The following is a 14,587-nucleotide window of genomic DNA, read 5'->3' on the forward strand; positions in this document are numbered from 1 at the left end:
ACTTGAAGTAGAGGGAATTATGAAATCGAGTTTCACTAGGTGAAATTCGATGGCATGGTTAGATATTATTATTGAGGAGGAACTACCTATGTCCAACAAGGACTCTTTTTCTGTGCGTAAGCAGTTAACTGTCGGAACGAAATCGTTCCAGTATTACAGCCTTCCTGACTTTGAAAGTCAAGGTCATGGCACAATCAACAACCTTCCAGTTTCTATCCGCGTTTTGCTTGAAGCAGCTATTCGTCAATTTGACGGTCGCGCAATTACAAGTGAACACGTAAAACAAATCGCTGGTTGGGCTCAAGGCCGCGATGAGAACAAAGAAATTCCTTTCATCCCAGCTCGTATCGTTCTTCAGGATTTCACAGGTGTACCTGTCGTCGTTGACCTTGCGGCAATGCGTGCGACAATGGCTCGTGAAGGCGGAGATCCTAAACGTATCAACCCGCTTGTTCCTGTAGACCTTGTAATTGACCACTCTGTCATGGTTGATGCTTTCGGATCCCCAGATGCACTCGAAATGAACATTGACTTAGAGTTCGAAAGAAACGAAGAGCGTTACCGTTTCTTGCGTTGGGCACAAACAGCATTCGATAACTTCCGTGCTGTGCCACCTTCAACAGGTATCGTTCACCAAGTTAACTTGGAGTACTTGGCATCTGTTGCAGCTACGAAAACAATCGATGGCGAAACTGTCGTGTACCCAGACTCCCTTGTAGGTACAGACTCTCATACAACAATGATCAACGGTCTTGGTGTTGTAGGTTGGGGCGTTGGCGGTATCGAAGCAGAAGCTGGTATGCTTGGTCAACCTCTATACTTCGTCGCTCCAGACGTTGTTGGTTTCAAATTGACTGGTCAATTGGCAGAAGGCGCTACAGCGACTGACTTGGCATTGACAGTTACTCAAATTTTGCGTAAAAAAGGCGTTGTTGGTAAATTCGTTGAGTACTTCGGTCCCGGTCTAAGCAACATCTCCTTGGCTGACCGTGCAACAGTAGCGAACATGGCTCCTGAGTATGGCGCAACAATTGGTTTCTTCCCTGTTGATAACGAAACATTGAACTACTTGCGTGCTACTGGCCGTGATGAAGAGCAAATTGCTCTTGTTGAAGCTTACTACAAAGCTCAAAACATGTTCCGCACAGACAGCACACCAGATCCAGTGTTTACAGAAGTTCTTGAGCTTGATCTTAGCACGGTAGTTCCAAGCTTAGCTGGTCCTAAACGTCCGCAAGATCGCGTTGAGCTGACAAACATGAAAGAATCTTTCAATGCTATCATCCGTACACCGATCGACAAAGGCGGCTACGGCTTGACAGAAGAGAAAGTGGCTGAAGTTGTTGATGTTGTGTATCCAAACGAAACAGTTAAAATGGGTACTGGCGCAGTTGTCATCGCGGCGATTACGTCCTGTACAAACACATCCAACCCAAGCGTTATGATCGGTGCTGGACTTGTTGCGAAAAAAGCGGTAGCACTTGGTTTGAAAAAACCAGCTTTCGTAAAAAGCTCCTTAACGCCAGGTTCCCTGGTTGTTACCGAGTATCTGATTAAAGCAGGCCTTCTTGAGTCCCTAGAAGCTCTTGGCTTCCACGTTGCTGGTTACGGCTGTGCAACTTGTATCGGTAACTCCGGTCCGCTTCCAGACGAAGTAAGCAAAGCGATTATCGACAACGATATGACAGTAGCTGCTGTTATCTCTGGTAACCGTAACTTCGAAGGCCGCGTACACGCACAAGTAAAAGCAAACTACCTTGGATCACCTCCATTAGTTGTTGCTTATGCTCTTGCAGGTACAGTTAACATTGACCTTGCGAAAGATCCAATCGGCTATGACCAAAATGACAAACCTGTGTACTTGAAAGATATCTGGCCTACAAACCAAGAGATTCAAGATGCACTTAACATTGCAATGAGCCCTGACATGTTCCGCGACAAATACAGCAATGTATTCCGTGCGAACGAACGTTTTAACCAAATTCAAATTCCAGAAGGCGATCTGTACGAGTTCGACAATAACTCCACGTACATCCAAGAGCCTCCGTTCTTCACAGACTTAGGCACAGTTCTGGATGATATCGCAGATATCCGCAGCGCGAAAACACTAGCACTTATGGGCGATTCCGTTACAACGGATCACATCTCCCCTGCAGGTAACATCAAAGTAGACAGCCCTGGAGGCCAATACTTGATCAACCACGGTGTTAAAAAAGAAGATTTCAACTCCTACGGTTCCCGTCGTGGTAACCACGAAGTGATGATGCGCGGTACGTTCGCGAACATCCGTATTCGTAACCAAGTGGCTCCAGGAACAGAAGGCGGCGTAACAACTTACTTGCCAACTGGCGAAGTTGAGTCCATCTACGATGCTTCCATGAAGTATCAAGCTGAAGGTCAAAACCTTGTCGTTATCGCTGGTAAAGAGTACGGAACTGGATCTTCCCGTGACTGGGCAGCAAAAGGTACTTTCTTGCTAGGCGTTAAAGCTGTTATCGCTGAAAGCTTCGAACGTATTCACCGTAGTAACCTTGTTGGAATGGGCGTTCTTCCACTTCAATTCGTTAACGGCGAAAGCTGGAAAACGCTAGGTATTACAGGTCGCGAGACTTTCGATATCACAGGTCTAAGCAATGATGTTCAACCAGGTTCCACTGTAAAAGTAACTGCGACTCGCGAAGACGGAACTAGCTTCGAATTCACAGCGCTTGTACGTTTGGATAGCTTGGTAGACGTAGACTACTACCGCAATGGTGGTATCTTACAAACGGTTCTTCGTTCCATTCTTGCAGAGAACAAGAACTAATTTTCAATAAATTCCAGCAAAACACACACCAAAAGCTCGAGATTGCCTTCATGGCAGCCTCGAGTTTTTTACATATTTATGGGAAAAATCGCGTTTTTTTTGCACATTTCAATCAAAAAATGACCTTGCTCAAACCTTACTCCCCCAAGGGATTGACTTACATTACCAAAAACTGCGGGTTGAGACGGCGTATTTCGGCACCTATACTGAGTAAAGCGAAAGGGGAGATGAAGATGATGTTGATTAAAAAACTAGTCGTAGTCGCACTCGTAGCTTCCTTTGGTTTAGGGATAAACGCAGGAATGTGGAGCCCGATGGCATCCGCAGTAGAAGCTACTACTTTAAAGCAAGGAGTACAAAATGGTGACGTTTGGGACGCACAATTCCGACTAAAAACTTTAGGCATATATGAGCCTTCTATAGATGGAAAATATGGTCCGATTACTTCCGCGGCAGTTCGTAAATTCCAAACGAATTATGGACTAAGCGTGGATGGAATCGTGGGTGCGCAAACGTGGGAGTACTTGCGAAAATTCACAGTCAATCAAGCTGAGCTAGATATGCTAGCTAAAGTTATTTACAGTGAAGCACGCGGTGAATCTTACGAAGGTCAAGTTGCCGTTGGAGCCGTCGTTATGAACCGATTAAAGTCCAGTAAGTTCGAGGCTACCATTCAAGGTATCATATTTGAGACTGGTGCTTTTACGGCAGTCAGCGATGGCCAGTATAATTTAACGCCAGATACGCAAGCCTACAAGGCGGCTCTGGAAGCTGTAAGAGGCTGGGACCCTACAGGTGGCGCCCTCTACTATTTCAACCCCAAAACAGCAACTAGCGCTTGGATCTGGACACGTGAACAAACGGTGCAGATCGGGAATCATATCTTTGCAGTATAAACAAGTAAATCGTGTGCGACCACGATAAATAGAAAACACCTCTACACGAAGCCGCTGGTAAAGCGAGCTCGGGTAGAGGTGTTTTTATGTTGTTTCTTTATGCGTCAGCTTGCTCTTCATACCAAGGATTCAAGTGGACCAACACTTCATCTACATCACTATGTGCTTCTTTAATTTTACGTTTAATACTGCGACTAATATCGTGACCTTCTTGGATCGACAACTGGCCTGGAACGCCAAGTCTCGCATCAACTAATATGTAATGCCCATGTTCCCTCGCACGCAGTCGATCAATTCGCTTTACCTCTGGTACACCTCTGATCAACGCAGCATACTGCTCAATATAGGCGGGACTGACACTGCGCTCCATCAAAATATCAAAGGATTCGCTGCCCATTTCATAAGCTAGCTTCAGTACGAGGAAAGAGACGATGATCCCCGCTACTGGATCTCCATACGCCAAATAACTAATGTTATAATAATCTCCGATTAAGGCTAGACCGATCCCCACAGAAGCTGCAATAGAGGCGTATACGTCCGCTAAATGGTCGTAGGCTGTGGCGATCAACCCTTTGCTATTGATCTTCTTACCTATGCGCATCGTGTAGACATACAGGATTTGCTTCCACACGAGGGAAATGACTGCCGCACAAAAAGCAATAATATGCGCCTCACCGGCTGGTTCGAACAAGGCATGAATCGAATGATAACCCATATAAACAGCGGCTCCACCCAAAATAATCGCGACGATAAAAGCCCCGAGTACCTCCGCTTTCCCATGACCATAAGGATGCTCCACATCCGCTGGCTTGGAAGAGACTCGCATCGAGCTGTACGCAGTTGCTGTCGCGATTACGTCCCCAGCGTTATGAATGCCATCAGCGATAAGCACTTGGCTTTGGAACATGAAGCCGATGATGATTTTGATGCCGGTCAGCACGATGTTGCTGGCCAGACTTATCCAGATCGCCAGCATCGAAGCTGTCTTCTTCATGACGTTCCCACTCCCTTCCCCTTTTTAGTATGGCTTTTCAAGCGTAAAGCATCCGTCGAAGGGAAAAACCTGCGTAGTGCCTCTTTTATAGGCGCAGGGGTAAGGAAATAGAAGAATACCTGCGATTATGCAGGTATTTTGCCGACAAAAAAAAACGATGCCGCTTAACGCAGCATCGTTCCCATCCGCCTCGCCGCCTCCATAATCGTCGGCGCCTGCTCTTGCATTAGCTCCAGCGTGAGCCTGTTCGCTGGACCCGAGACCGCGAGGGCGGCCACTAGGCGGCCTCCGCGGTCAAGAATCGGCGCGGACACAGCTGCCGCGCCTGGCTCGCGCTCTTCGACGCTCGTGGCGAAGCCCGCGCGTCGGGTATCGCTGAGCTGCTGCAGGTACGCCTGCGTGCCTAACCCTGTCGGCCAATCGGCCGAGGTTAGCAGCTGCTCCAGCAGCCCTGGCTCAGCGAAGGCGACGAGCACCTTGCTCGAGGCGCCGACGTAAAGCGGCATTCGCGCCCCGACAGGGGCAACACGGCGAATGGCATGGTTGCTCTGCACGGCTTGGATACGCACGCGTACCAAGCCGTCCTGTACATACAGCGAGATCGTTTCGCCGAGGAGATCGCGCAGTCGTTCCATCTCCGGCAGCAGAATGATGCCGGGGTCTCCTTCTTTGGACAAGTTCGCCGAGAGCTCCCATAAACGGTAACCCAGTCTGTACTTATCCGTCGCTTCATCACGCATGATGAAGCCCTTGCCTTCAAGCGATGCTAGAAGGCGATGCACCGTGCTTTTGTGAAGCTGCACACGTGTGGCAATTTCGGTTAACGTCAACTCAGACGCTCCCGTAAAACAAAGCATAATATCTAAAGCGCGCTCAACAGCACGCACGGTCAGCTTGCCATCTTCCATTGAAGAGTCACCACCTTCATGAGCCCAAACTGTTTCACTATATGAAACCTTGTTATGTTCAGTATAACGAAATGACGGGGAACCGTAAAGGTCAAACACCTCATTTCCCCATTATTACAGAACCGTTACAAAAGGCTTACAAATACCGCATCCACATTGACTTGAAAGCGCATTCAGAATACTATAAGAGTATAGAAATATTTTTCAGAATATTTAAATAATTAACTCTCCCTTCTAAGTTTCTACCTCTACCTAGCGGCATTACACATACACATTCTTCACGGAGGGGGGCTTTACCGATGTCTACGACTACTCTAAATCCTGTAACAGGATCGCTTCAACCCACGCTTGACCAGGTGATTACACAACCCTTTTTACGTAGAAAAAGACTAATCACCACGACACTTTTGGCCTTATTACTTGTATGCACCTCCATCATGCTCATTTTCCATGCTTATATAGCTTGGAACTTAGCTAGACCTAACATTGAGCCTTTGCATTCGAATCCAATGAAGGCTGTTCGACTCCCTTACACCGATGTATCCTTCCCAAGTCAAAATGGTAAAGCCATTTTGAATGGCTGGTTCATCCCAGCTGCGGGATCAAGTAAAACCGTTATTTTCTCACATGGCTATGGCGGAAATCGTGAAGAACTTTGGGTGCCTCTCTACACCTTGGCCCGTGAGCTTCATAAAAAGCAGTACAACGTTCTCATGTTCGACTATGGCTACGTCAATACAAACAGTGCTCGCCTAATGACTGGCGGCGTTCAAGAATCCAAGGAACTGCTCGGAGCCATTGATTACATCAAACAGTCCACTGGCGGTTCGATCTATATTTGGGGCTTTTCCATGGGGGCAGGTACTGCCTTGCAGACTGCTCTACAGCAAAAAGGGGATATTTCAGGGATGATCCTAGACAGTACATTTCTGCTGAACTCGGACACCCTTTATCAAAATATTAATCAAATCGTGCATCTGCCTAAATACCCTTCTCTGCCGCTTGTCCGTCTCTTCTTTCCTCTCTTAAATGGCGTAAGCTTGAAGGACGTTCCCTACACCAAAGTAACCACAACGTCTTATGAGATGCCCATCTTTATGATTCACGGCACCAATGACAATAAAGCTCCTCATGTCTTAGTCGAGGCAATGTTCAAACAGCAGCATAATAGTGCCTCTAAGCTATGGATTCTTCCTAACGCGCAGCATGAGCTTCTGTACCGTGCTGAGCCCAAAACGTATGTGAGCCGCACCCTGGACTTCCTCAGCAGTATCGAACCATCGGCCGCATCCGAGCACGTTAACGCTGGTATTCCCTCCTCCCTATAAAATCGACCTCTAATGAGGTCGGTATTTTTTTTGCTCATTTGTAGGCAGCCTTGCTGCCCCTGTAACTCGAAATATTCGAGTTACAGGCATGAGAAAGCAGTCTTGCAGCTTCTGTAACTCGAAATATTCGAGTTACAGCATGAGAACGTGGCCACGCAGCCTCACTATCCCTTGCTCTCACGCCGCCAGCCAAGGCTATCTCCGCCCCACGCCAAAAGCAAAAAAAGAGCGTCGCATAAATGCTAACGCTCCTTTGATCGCCTGTTTGTTCCCACTCACTCAATCCATCTCATAAATCGAGCCGGATTTACTCGCAAACAGCTCCGCATAAACCTTCTCCGCGTAGGCGTCGGTCATGCCTGAGATGTAGTCCGCGACAAAGCGCGGCCAGCTCCAATTGCTGTTGCTGCTTCGCCGCTCGTAGCTATCAATCCAGTCCGTCGGGATGATCCACTGTCCCTTGTCCTTATGGATGAAGCTATCCCAGAGCCGCTCCACGATGATCTCGCTCCTCTTTTGCAGGCGCAACACTCGGAAATCCTTAATCAGCGTGACCCACGCCAGCTTCTTGAGAATTTCCATCGTGCGCAGCAGATCCATGTCCTCCGCGCCGTCTTTGACGAGGGCGACTTTCTTCCAACCGCGATCCGTGTCGTCAATAATGTCCAGCCTCGAAGCAAAAGAGCTGACCCACCGAGCCTTCATCTCTCTCCGCGTCCGTGATTCCTCACGATTGCATTCTGCAAAGATGAGCTCCCATTGCTCCAAATAATCGTGCAACACGCGGCGCACCATTTGTTCAATATCAACCTGTTCCCATCCGAACTTATGCTGATTGGGGTCATTCAATATCTCCATCACAAGATGTCGAATTAAGCGTTGATCCTCGAAGAAGGTAGCGTTCATCTGAATTTTGCCTGCTCGAATGCCATCCTCAATGTCGTGCGTCGAATACGCAATATCATCGCAGAGGTCCATCAATTGTGCTTCCAATGTGGAGCAACCAACAGGCATTTTCCAAATGTCACGCAGCTCCTGAATGACTTCCCACTCTGCCCCATAGACACCCTTGAGACGTCCCTCTTCCTCGATCAAAAAAGGATACTTATTGATACCGAGAAGCACAGCAGCCGTCAGGTCTAGGCCACTTTCGCTGCCCGCCCGCTTTTCTAGAAACATGAGAATTCGGAAGTTTTGCGCATTGCCCTCATATTTCAAGCCGTGATCCTTCATGAGGATATGGTTAAGTACTTCTTCGCCCTTATGTCCAAAAGGTGGATGGCCAAAATCATGCGCAATGGATGCACACTCGACCACGGTCGGATCGATGATCAGGCCTGGATGCTCTCTTTTGCTCAAAAAGGGATTCGTCCGCTCTAAACGCTTCGCTACTTCTCTCGCAATCTGTGCCACTTCCAAGGAGTGGGTCAGACGTGTCCGGTAGTAATCTCCCGAGCCAGCTCCGAACACTTGCGACTTCCCCTGTAGACGCCGAAAGGTTGGCGATTGAATCAACCTCGCATAATCCCGTTCAAACTCATCGCGTTCTTCACTCCATTTTGAGGAAGCTGCCTCACCAGGCCGAAATTTCCGTATGTTGTTCATATGCTTGCCTCCTCTAGCCCTCTAGCGCTGTAGGGCGCCGTTCTCATCTGTATCCTGCTGTTCAAGCGTTCCTCACACTGCTATCAGTTTATGCGAGAGCATGTACGATAGACACTATTCGAACTCCCGATGCAGCAAGATTATTAATTAAAAAGGATACTATATTCTCCATGCCCCAACAAGCTTAACTTCGCGCACAAGTGAAAAAAGGGAATGATGCACAAGACCATTGTCTTTGTGCACATTCCCCGGTGCTCTTATTATTTTAATAAAGATAGAAATTCCGAACGCAGTGTAGCGTCTTTACGGAAGGAGCCGCGTACCGCGGAAGTTACGGTTTGACTGCCGTATTTCTTCACGCCTCTAGCACACATACACATATGCTCGCCTTCAACGACAACCATAACACCATGCGGCTTCAGCACATCAAATAGGATGTCAGCAATTTCAGAGGTGATGCGTTCTTGCACCTGTAACTTGCGTGTCACGACATCAACCAAACGGGCAAACTTGCTAAGACCCGCTACTTTACCGCTTGGGAGATAGCCGACATGAACTTTACCAAAGAAAGGCGCCATATGGTGCTCGCACTGGCTGTAGTAGACGATATCTTTGATGATAACCAGCTCTTCATGCTGCTCATCGAAGGTAACCCCTAGAACTTCCCGAGGATCCGCGGCATACCCTGCGAATATTTCCTCATACATCCGTGTGACACGTGCTGGTGTGTCAAATAAACCTTCGCGATCTACATCTTCACCAATTAAACGCAAAATCTCACGAACATGCTTTTCGATCTGCTCGCGATTTTCCGCGACTAACTCATTTTTATAGTCGATGGATGCCATCTTCTCTACCACTCCACCCTAATTCTTATTTCCGTTTTTGATTGAAGTTCTGGTTCTTCATCATTTGTTGTGCTTTATTCAATTGTTGTTTATTCATGTTGTAGCCCATTTGCTTCGCCATTTTGGCCAGCATCTCAGGATTGTTCTGCATGGATTCAAGCTGTCTCTTTAAATAGAATACACCAATAAAGAATCCGCCAACCAAACCAGCAATCAATGTGAGAATGGGAATGAGATAACTCCACATAACCTATGCCCCCTGCTTGTATTTATTTAGAATAGAATGCTTGTTCTATCATATCATTACTGTTCAACGGTTTACAAATTAAAGTACCTGTTCAATGAATAAAGTGGTTTCCTTCGCTAGATCGATTTCTTTGATATCCAGTACTTTGTCCGTCGCATCCTGCTTCACAATCCGAATAATCGGCCGCGTTGGTAGACCTCTGTGCTGACCAACTACAACACCCGTCTCGCGATTCGTCAATCGAACGGAAGTACCGGTTGGATAGATCGAGACAATTTTCAGAAATTGGATCAAAACATCTCGATCCAGCTTCGTCTCCGCGAGCGCCAGCATATATTCACAAGCTTCATGCGGCAGCTTGCGGAGCCCCGCAGACATATCAAAGAGCAAATTGTCGTACATATTGGCAACGGCAGTTATTTTGGCATAGAGATGTATGTCCTCACTCATGAGTCCCCTAGGAACACCTTCTCCATTCAATTCCTCATGATGCTGGAAGGCTACGTGCGCAATAAGCAGACTGAACTCACGCTTACTTTTCAACAACTCAAACCCACGCCATGTATGATGTCTTCGCGGATCCTCCGACTCATCGTCGGTTAATAACTCCACTTTCCCTATATCGTGCAGAAGTGCGCCCATGGCCAATTCTTTTAACTGTGTCGCATTCATCCCCATATTCATCCCAATCAATACGGACATCATACACACGTTCATGGCATGGATGTACATCTGATTGTCCTGCGATCGAATATCATTCAACTGTACAAGGACATCTCGGTTCTTCATAATCTCATCCAGCAGCGTATTAATGGTCATGCTGACGTTGCGCGAATTAAACTCTTTACCCGACTGAATTGCCGCGAACGTCTGGCCCATTTGCGTCATCACAAGCCGCTTCGTTTCATCCGAAAGGATCTCCGGGATTTCCACATCCGCCAGGTTCGGGTCCTTGATATAAATCATCGTCACACCGATTCGATTCAGCGTATTGATCATAAATACGGTTAATTGCACATTCTCCGAAAGCAAAATAGCCCCATTGCTGGCGTAAATCGTACGTCCCAGATATTGACCAGGCTCCACAGAATCCAAATGTACATATTTCATAGGAGTCACTCCACATGTTGTAGTTGTTAAACGTTTAGATTAGTCCTGTTCGTTGTTCTCATTCGTTCCAAATCTAATAAGTGCACTTTGGTCGGAAGACCTCCGCCATAGCCCACAAGATCTCCGTTTGCACCAATAATACGATGACACGGGATGATCACTGGAACGGGATTTTGATTATTCGCACCGCCTACAGCTCTTACAGCCTTCGGCGAACCAATGGCTTCAGCAATGTGCTTATAGGACGCTGTCTCTCCATAGGGGACGGTTCGCAGCGCTTGCCATACACGCTTCTGGAAATCCGTTCCCTGCAAGTCTATTTCTCCATCAAAATCCTCACGTTCTCTGCCAAAATACTGCGTCAGTTGCTGCGCGGTAGATGCCAATTGCTCGGCATTCTCTTTAAACTCAATCTGACCATACCAACGGCTAGCCCACTGCTCACGTTGCGCTCGGTTCTGCTCATAACTACCGAACTCCACCTTACACAACCCCAATGGGGATGCCACGAGAACAAGAGGACCAATCGGAGAATCCATCTCCGTATAGGTTAGTATCTGGGTGTCCTGAGGCAGCTTCATCTTATTCCTCCTGTACGGCCACTGCTTGGCCGTTCTGCGCAGCGATGGCCTTCCCTAGGTCCTTCTGCACCTGCGGTTCTTGCTCCGTCGCAGCAGCTCTCTCTAACGCGGCGAAAGCTTCCTCACCGTCGATTCGCCCTAAAGCCCACGCTGCGGTAGCCCGGATCTCCGGGCGAGGATCGCTCCGCAGCAGTTCGCTCAGGACCGGCACCGCGGTGCGGTCCTTGAAATTCCCGAGCGCGATGATCGCGTTGCGCTGGATCGGCTTTTTGCCCCGCCAGGACGCAGCGATGCGTCCGTACTGCTCTTTGAAATCCTTGTTCGACATCGTGAGCAAGGGAATGAGCAGCGGCTTGACCTTCTCGGGGTCAGGCGTAAGCTCGGGATGATGCGTCCAGTTCATCCCCTTGTTCTTCGGACAAACGACCTGGCACGTATCACAGCCATAAAGTCGGTTGCCGATCTTACGTTTGTACTCGTCATCCACATACCCTTTGGTCTGTGTGATGAAGGAGATGCAGCGACTCGAATTGAGCTGCCCTGGGCCGACTAGTGCCCCTGTGGGACAGGCATCGATACAAATCGTGCAGTCTCCGCATTGGTCCATGATAGATATATCGGATTCAAATGGGATGTTCGTTATCATTTCGCCCAAATACACCCACGACCCCCATTCGGGGGTGATGACGGCGCAGTTTTTGCCGCTCCAGCCGATGCCGGCACGTTCGGCTACGGCGCGGTCGACCAGGGCACCGGTGTCGACCATGCTCTGCAGCCTCGCCCCCGGCACACGCTCGGCGATGAAGGCCTCCAGCTTCGCGAGCCGGTCGCGAAGCACGTCGTGGTAGTCGCTCCCCCACGAGGAGCGCGAGATCATGCCCCGATACGCCCCAGGCTCCGATCGGGGCGGGTTGGTCAGCTTCGACGGGTACGCGACCGCGATCGATATGATCGACCGCGGCGCGTCGAAGCTCAGCTCGGGGTGTACCCGCTTCTCGATATCCGGCTCCTCGAAGCCGGATTCAAAGCCCTTCTCCCTGTGGCGGAGAAGGATATCCTTCAATGCGTGGAACGGTTCCGCGGAGGTAAAGCCGATCTTATCTATACCAAGAGAGGGAGCAGCTTCCACGATCTCCTGTTGCAGCTTTTGCCAATCTAATTTTGCTTCATTGAACATGAAATCTTCCTGAACCACCAATCCGCTCACCTCTCTCTGTTTCTAGTTGCATTTATAGCTTTCCAGCCATATCGAGCGGCCAAAGCACAAACTCCGCCCGACCTTGCACAAGACTGGTCGGTATCACCCCGAACATGCGGCTATCCGCACTCGCCGATCGATGGCGATTATCGCCCATGACGAAGATTTGTCCTTGTCCGACAGCTGTCGGTCCGAAGTCCCCATCTTCGATGGGCGTATCTGCATACGGCTCCGTCACTTTGTCACCGTTCACGTATAAAACCCCTGCGCGACCCTGTACCTCGTCGCCGGCGACTGCAACAACCCTTTTGACCAGCAACGGGTGTTGGGGTAACGCCAACTTCTCCGGCTCCTCGAGAATAACGATTTCTCCTCGCTTCGGTGCCTTCAGATACGTGATGGCTTTATTCACAAACAGCCACTCACCTTCCCGGAGTGTCGGGTCCATGGAATGACCGCGAACCGTCGAAAGGTTAAAGCCGAATTGATGAACGAGGATAACAACAAGAAGAGCTACGAGAATGGATTTCGTCCAATCCCACAGCTCATGCGTAAAACTTTTCGCTTCTTGTACATGCCCTTGCGCAGAAACTGCCTTATTCGAATCTTCTCGTCCTACGAAGAAGCTCATTCAACCGCCTCCACTCTTAAACTTTTCCCATTGTTCATAATAATGGATCACCAAGTCATCTTGGAAAGGAGGCTTGTCCGCATTCACTAGCGCGAGCAGCGCTGCAAGTCCCTCCTTCACCTTCGTATCGACAAGAGACGAGTAGTGATAGCCGAGCTTATGACGCTCATATTCCTCTTGATCTACAATATGTACAGTCCGATCCGGCAAGCGAATAACATCCAAATCATAGTCGATATATGTCAGTATGTGCTGATTCACATACAAGGGAGAGGCGACATTACAGTAATAACGCACGCCGGTCTCCTCCATAAGTGCCACGATATTAAACCACATTTTCGGAATAAAAAAAGAAACCCCCGGAATGCGACTGACCCACTCCTTGCCGTCCGCTTCTTGAATCTTAGTCTGACTATTGATGAACACCATCATGCCTTGTTTCTGATGCTCTTCATGGAGCATTTCATGAGGAACCCGCCAATTCGTCAACCACATGCGATGTAGGTGCCCGTCGTGTTTGAAGCTTTTTATCACATACGGCGTGAAATTATTCATGTTCAAAGCTCCTCTGTAAATGGCTGCCGTAACGTACGAAACTATGACTATCTTACCTTCTGATTCGAAGTAAATCGATTAGTAATTTTTTCTCATATTTTAAGAAAAGCATATCTGACCCCCAATTGCAATGGCGGCACAGATATGCTTCCTATAAAGCCAAACCTAATTATTCTTGATTATGCGACATGTAAACGACTAGACGCTTACTTTTTTCACAATACTCAACCGATGAGCAGCTCTGGAAAAGTCATCTGCGCTATAACCAGCGGACTCATACACAGGCAGCACCATTTCATTGTGCACATCTACGGTTACCATAATTTTCTTCACATTCCGCCCGAGAAACCGCTGCTTCATTGCCTCGATCAAAGCTTTGCCAATACCCTTACGTTGATATGCTGTTGCGACTGCGATCCTATAGTAGTAGCCATTGTTATTATCAATCGTGCCGATAATCATGCCTACGACTTGCTCTTCTTCCTGAGCGATTAATACGAGCTCCGTGTCCCACGATAGCTGACGAGCGAAAGCTTCAATCGTCTCCTCATAGCAGGTTTCCGACAGAACGTCTTCTAGAAGTTCTTTAACCGAAGAGGTATCACCTAGCTGAAATGAACGAACATGCATACGGTTCTCTCCCAATTCCATATTAATTTGTAGAGATTAATTTTTTGGTAAAGAAGTAAATACGACAAAAAAACTCGAAATCCTGCTAAAAATGTGGTGAAATTCACAAAAAACTTTGTTTTTTTCGATTTTTCTCTTGAAAGCGCTTAAATGCAAGCGTTTACAACAAATTAATACACAATATGCTTAGTTCGTAAGACCTCTCCTTCACCTATGTGCATTAGCCTTGAAGGCGCATAAAATATCGTAA

At 48.1% G+C, this 14,587-nt stretch carries 14 protein-coding genes; 3 read left to right on the forward strand and 11 right to left on the reverse strand.

Annotation, left to right across the window (positions count from 1 at the left end):
* The first annotated feature begins 88 nt into the window (after positions 1 to 88).
* Together acnA and sleB are read left to right on the forward strand one after the other, a co-directional pair.
* Positions 89 to 2,806: an aconitate hydratase AcnA gene (acnA, locus tag AC58QM_RS24515; RefSeq protein ID WP_497287465.1), complete on the forward strand. Its 2,718-nt coding sequence runs from the start codon at positions 89 to 91 to the stop codon at positions 2,804 to 2,806.
* 227 nt (positions 2,807 to 3,033) lie between these two features.
* Positions 3,034 to 3,702: a spore cortex-lytic enzyme gene (gene sleB / locus AC58QM_RS24520; protein ID WP_497287466.1), complete on the forward strand. Its 669-nt coding sequence runs from the start codon at positions 3,034 to 3,036 to the stop codon at positions 3,700 to 3,702.
* A gap of 97 nt (positions 3,703 to 3,799) precedes the next feature.
* Here the strand turns inward: sleB and AC58QM_RS24525 are convergent, their stop codons facing one another.
* Both AC58QM_RS24525 and AC58QM_RS24530 read right to left on the reverse strand, forming a co-directional pair.
* The gene (locus AC58QM_RS24525) at positions 3,800 to 4,696 is read right to left on the reverse strand and encodes a cation diffusion facilitator family transporter (protein ID WP_497287467.1); all 897 of its coding nucleotides are present in this window, start codon (positions 4,694 to 4,696) and stop codon (positions 3,800 to 3,802) included.
* A gap of 164 nt (positions 4,697 to 4,860) precedes the next feature.
* On the reverse strand, positions 4,861 to 5,604 hold the full coding sequence (locus AC58QM_RS24530; protein ID WP_497287468.1) for an IclR family transcriptional regulator: 744 nt from the start codon (positions 5,602 to 5,604) through the stop codon (positions 4,861 to 4,863).
* Between the two features lie 299 nt (positions 5,605 to 5,903).
* Here AC58QM_RS24530 and AC58QM_RS24535 point away from each other — a divergent pair, with 299 nt between their 5' ends.
* Positions 5,904 to 6,932 carry an alpha/beta hydrolase gene (locus tag AC58QM_RS24535; RefSeq protein ID WP_497287469.1) on the forward strand — a complete coding sequence of 343 codons (1,029 nt, stop codon included), beginning with the start codon at positions 5,904 to 5,906 and terminating at the stop codon, positions 6,930 to 6,932.
* A 279-nt stretch (positions 6,933 to 7,211) separates the two neighbouring features.
* Here AC58QM_RS24535 and AC58QM_RS24540 read toward each other — a convergent pair whose 3' ends face one another.
* The 9 genes from AC58QM_RS24540 to AC58QM_RS24580 form a co-directional block, all read right to left on the reverse strand.
* The gene (locus AC58QM_RS24540; protein WP_497287470.1) at positions 7,212 to 8,537 is read right to left on the reverse strand and encodes a deoxyguanosinetriphosphate triphosphohydrolase family protein; all 1,326 of its coding nucleotides are present in this window, start codon (positions 8,535 to 8,537) and stop codon (positions 7,212 to 7,214) included.
* 260 nt (positions 8,538 to 8,797) lie between these two features.
* Entirely contained in the window at positions 8,798 to 9,385 is a 588-nt protein-coding gene (gene folE, locus AC58QM_RS24545; protein WP_497287471.1) for a GTP cyclohydrolase I FolE, read from the reverse strand.
* A gap of 25 nt (positions 9,386 to 9,410) precedes the next feature.
* Entirely contained in the window at positions 9,411 to 9,632 is a 222-nt protein-coding gene (locus AC58QM_RS24550; protein ID WP_056617548.1) for a YneF family protein, read from the reverse strand.
* 78 nt (positions 9,633 to 9,710) lie between these two features.
* Positions 9,711 to 10,742, reverse strand: coding sequence for an HD-GYP domain-containing protein (locus tag AC58QM_RS24555; RefSeq protein WP_497287472.1), 1,032 nt, complete (start codon positions 10,740 to 10,742; stop codon positions 9,711 to 9,713).
* A 26-nt stretch (positions 10,743 to 10,768) separates the two neighbouring features.
* Positions 10,769 to 11,323 (reverse strand): methylated-DNA--[protein]-cysteine S-methyltransferase, encoded by a 555-nt coding sequence (locus AC58QM_RS24560; protein ID WP_497287473.1) that lies wholly within the window; start codon positions 11,321 to 11,323, stop codon positions 10,769 to 10,771.
* 1 nt (position 11,324) lies between these two features.
* On the reverse strand, positions 11,325 to 12,500 hold the full coding sequence (gene queG, locus AC58QM_RS24565) for a tRNA epoxyqueuosine(34) reductase QueG (protein WP_497287732.1): 1,176 nt from the start codon (positions 12,498 to 12,500) through the stop codon (positions 11,325 to 11,327).
* Positions 12,501 to 12,552: 52 nt separating this feature from the next.
* Positions 12,553 to 13,152 (reverse strand): signal peptidase I, encoded by a 600-nt coding sequence (lepB, locus tag AC58QM_RS24570; protein WP_497287474.1) that lies wholly within the window; start codon positions 13,150 to 13,152, stop codon positions 12,553 to 12,555.
* Positions 13,153 to 13,707 carry a DUF402 domain-containing protein gene (locus AC58QM_RS24575; protein WP_497287475.1) on the reverse strand — a complete coding sequence of 185 codons (555 nt, stop codon included), beginning with the start codon at positions 13,705 to 13,707 and terminating at the stop codon, positions 13,153 to 13,155.
* A 198-nt stretch (positions 13,708 to 13,905) separates the two neighbouring features.
* Complete coding sequence (locus AC58QM_RS24580) at positions 13,906 to 14,337, reverse strand: GNAT family N-acetyltransferase (RefSeq protein ID WP_310502161.1); 432 nt, start codon at positions 14,335 to 14,337, stop codon at positions 13,906 to 13,908.
* Positions 14,338 to 14,587: the final 250 nt, after the last annotated feature.

The organism is Paenibacillus sp. J22P165 (genome assembly GCF_059692015.1).

Coding starts and splice junctions, on each gene's coding strand:
- AC58QM_RS24575 (WP_497287475.1), bottom strand. CDS start 13,707: ATGAATAATTTCACGCCGTATGTGATAAAAAGCTTCAAACACGACGGG.
- AC58QM_RS24560 (WP_497287473.1), bottom strand. CDS start 11,323: ATGAAGCTGCCTCAGGACACCCAGATACTAACCTATACGGAGATGGAT.
- AC58QM_RS24540 (WP_497287470.1), bottom strand. CDS start 8,537: ATGAACAACATACGGAAATTTCGGCCTGGTGAGGCAGCTTCCTCAAAA.
- acnA (WP_497287465.1), top strand. CDS start 89: ATGTCCAACAAGGACTCTTTTTCTGTGCGTAAGCAGTTAACTGTCGGA.
- lepB (WP_497287474.1), bottom strand. CDS start 13,152: ATGAGCTTCTTCGTAGGACGAGAAGATTCGAATAAGGCAGTTTCTGCG.
- AC58QM_RS24550 (WP_056617548.1), bottom strand. CDS start 9,632: ATGTGGAGTTATCTCATTCCCATTCTCACATTGATTGCTGGTTTGGTT.
- AC58QM_RS24530 (WP_497287468.1), bottom strand. CDS start 5,604: ATGGAAGATGGCAAGCTGACCGTGCGTGCTGTTGAGCGCGCTTTAGAT.
- folE (WP_497287471.1), bottom strand. CDS start 9,385: ATGGCATCCATCGACTATAAAAATGAGTTAGTCGCGGAAAATCGCGAG.
- AC58QM_RS24580 (WP_310502161.1), bottom strand. CDS start 14,337: ATGCATGTTCGTTCATTTCAGCTAGGTGATACCTCTTCGGTTAAAGAA.
- sleB (WP_497287466.1), top strand. CDS start 3,034: ATGAAGATGATGTTGATTAAAAAACTAGTCGTAGTCGCACTCGTAGCT.
- AC58QM_RS24535 (WP_497287469.1), top strand. CDS start 5,904: ATGTCTACGACTACTCTAAATCCTGTAACAGGATCGCTTCAACCCACG.
- AC58QM_RS24555 (WP_497287472.1), bottom strand. CDS start 10,742: ATGAAATATGTACATTTGGATTCTGTGGAGCCTGGTCAATATCTGGGA.
- queG (WP_497287732.1), bottom strand. CDS start 12,500: ATGTTCAATGAAGCAAAATTAGATTGGCAAAAGCTGCAACAGGAGATC.
- AC58QM_RS24525 (WP_497287467.1), bottom strand. CDS start 4,696: ATGAAGAAGACAGCTTCGATGCTGGCGATCTGGATAAGTCTGGCCAGC.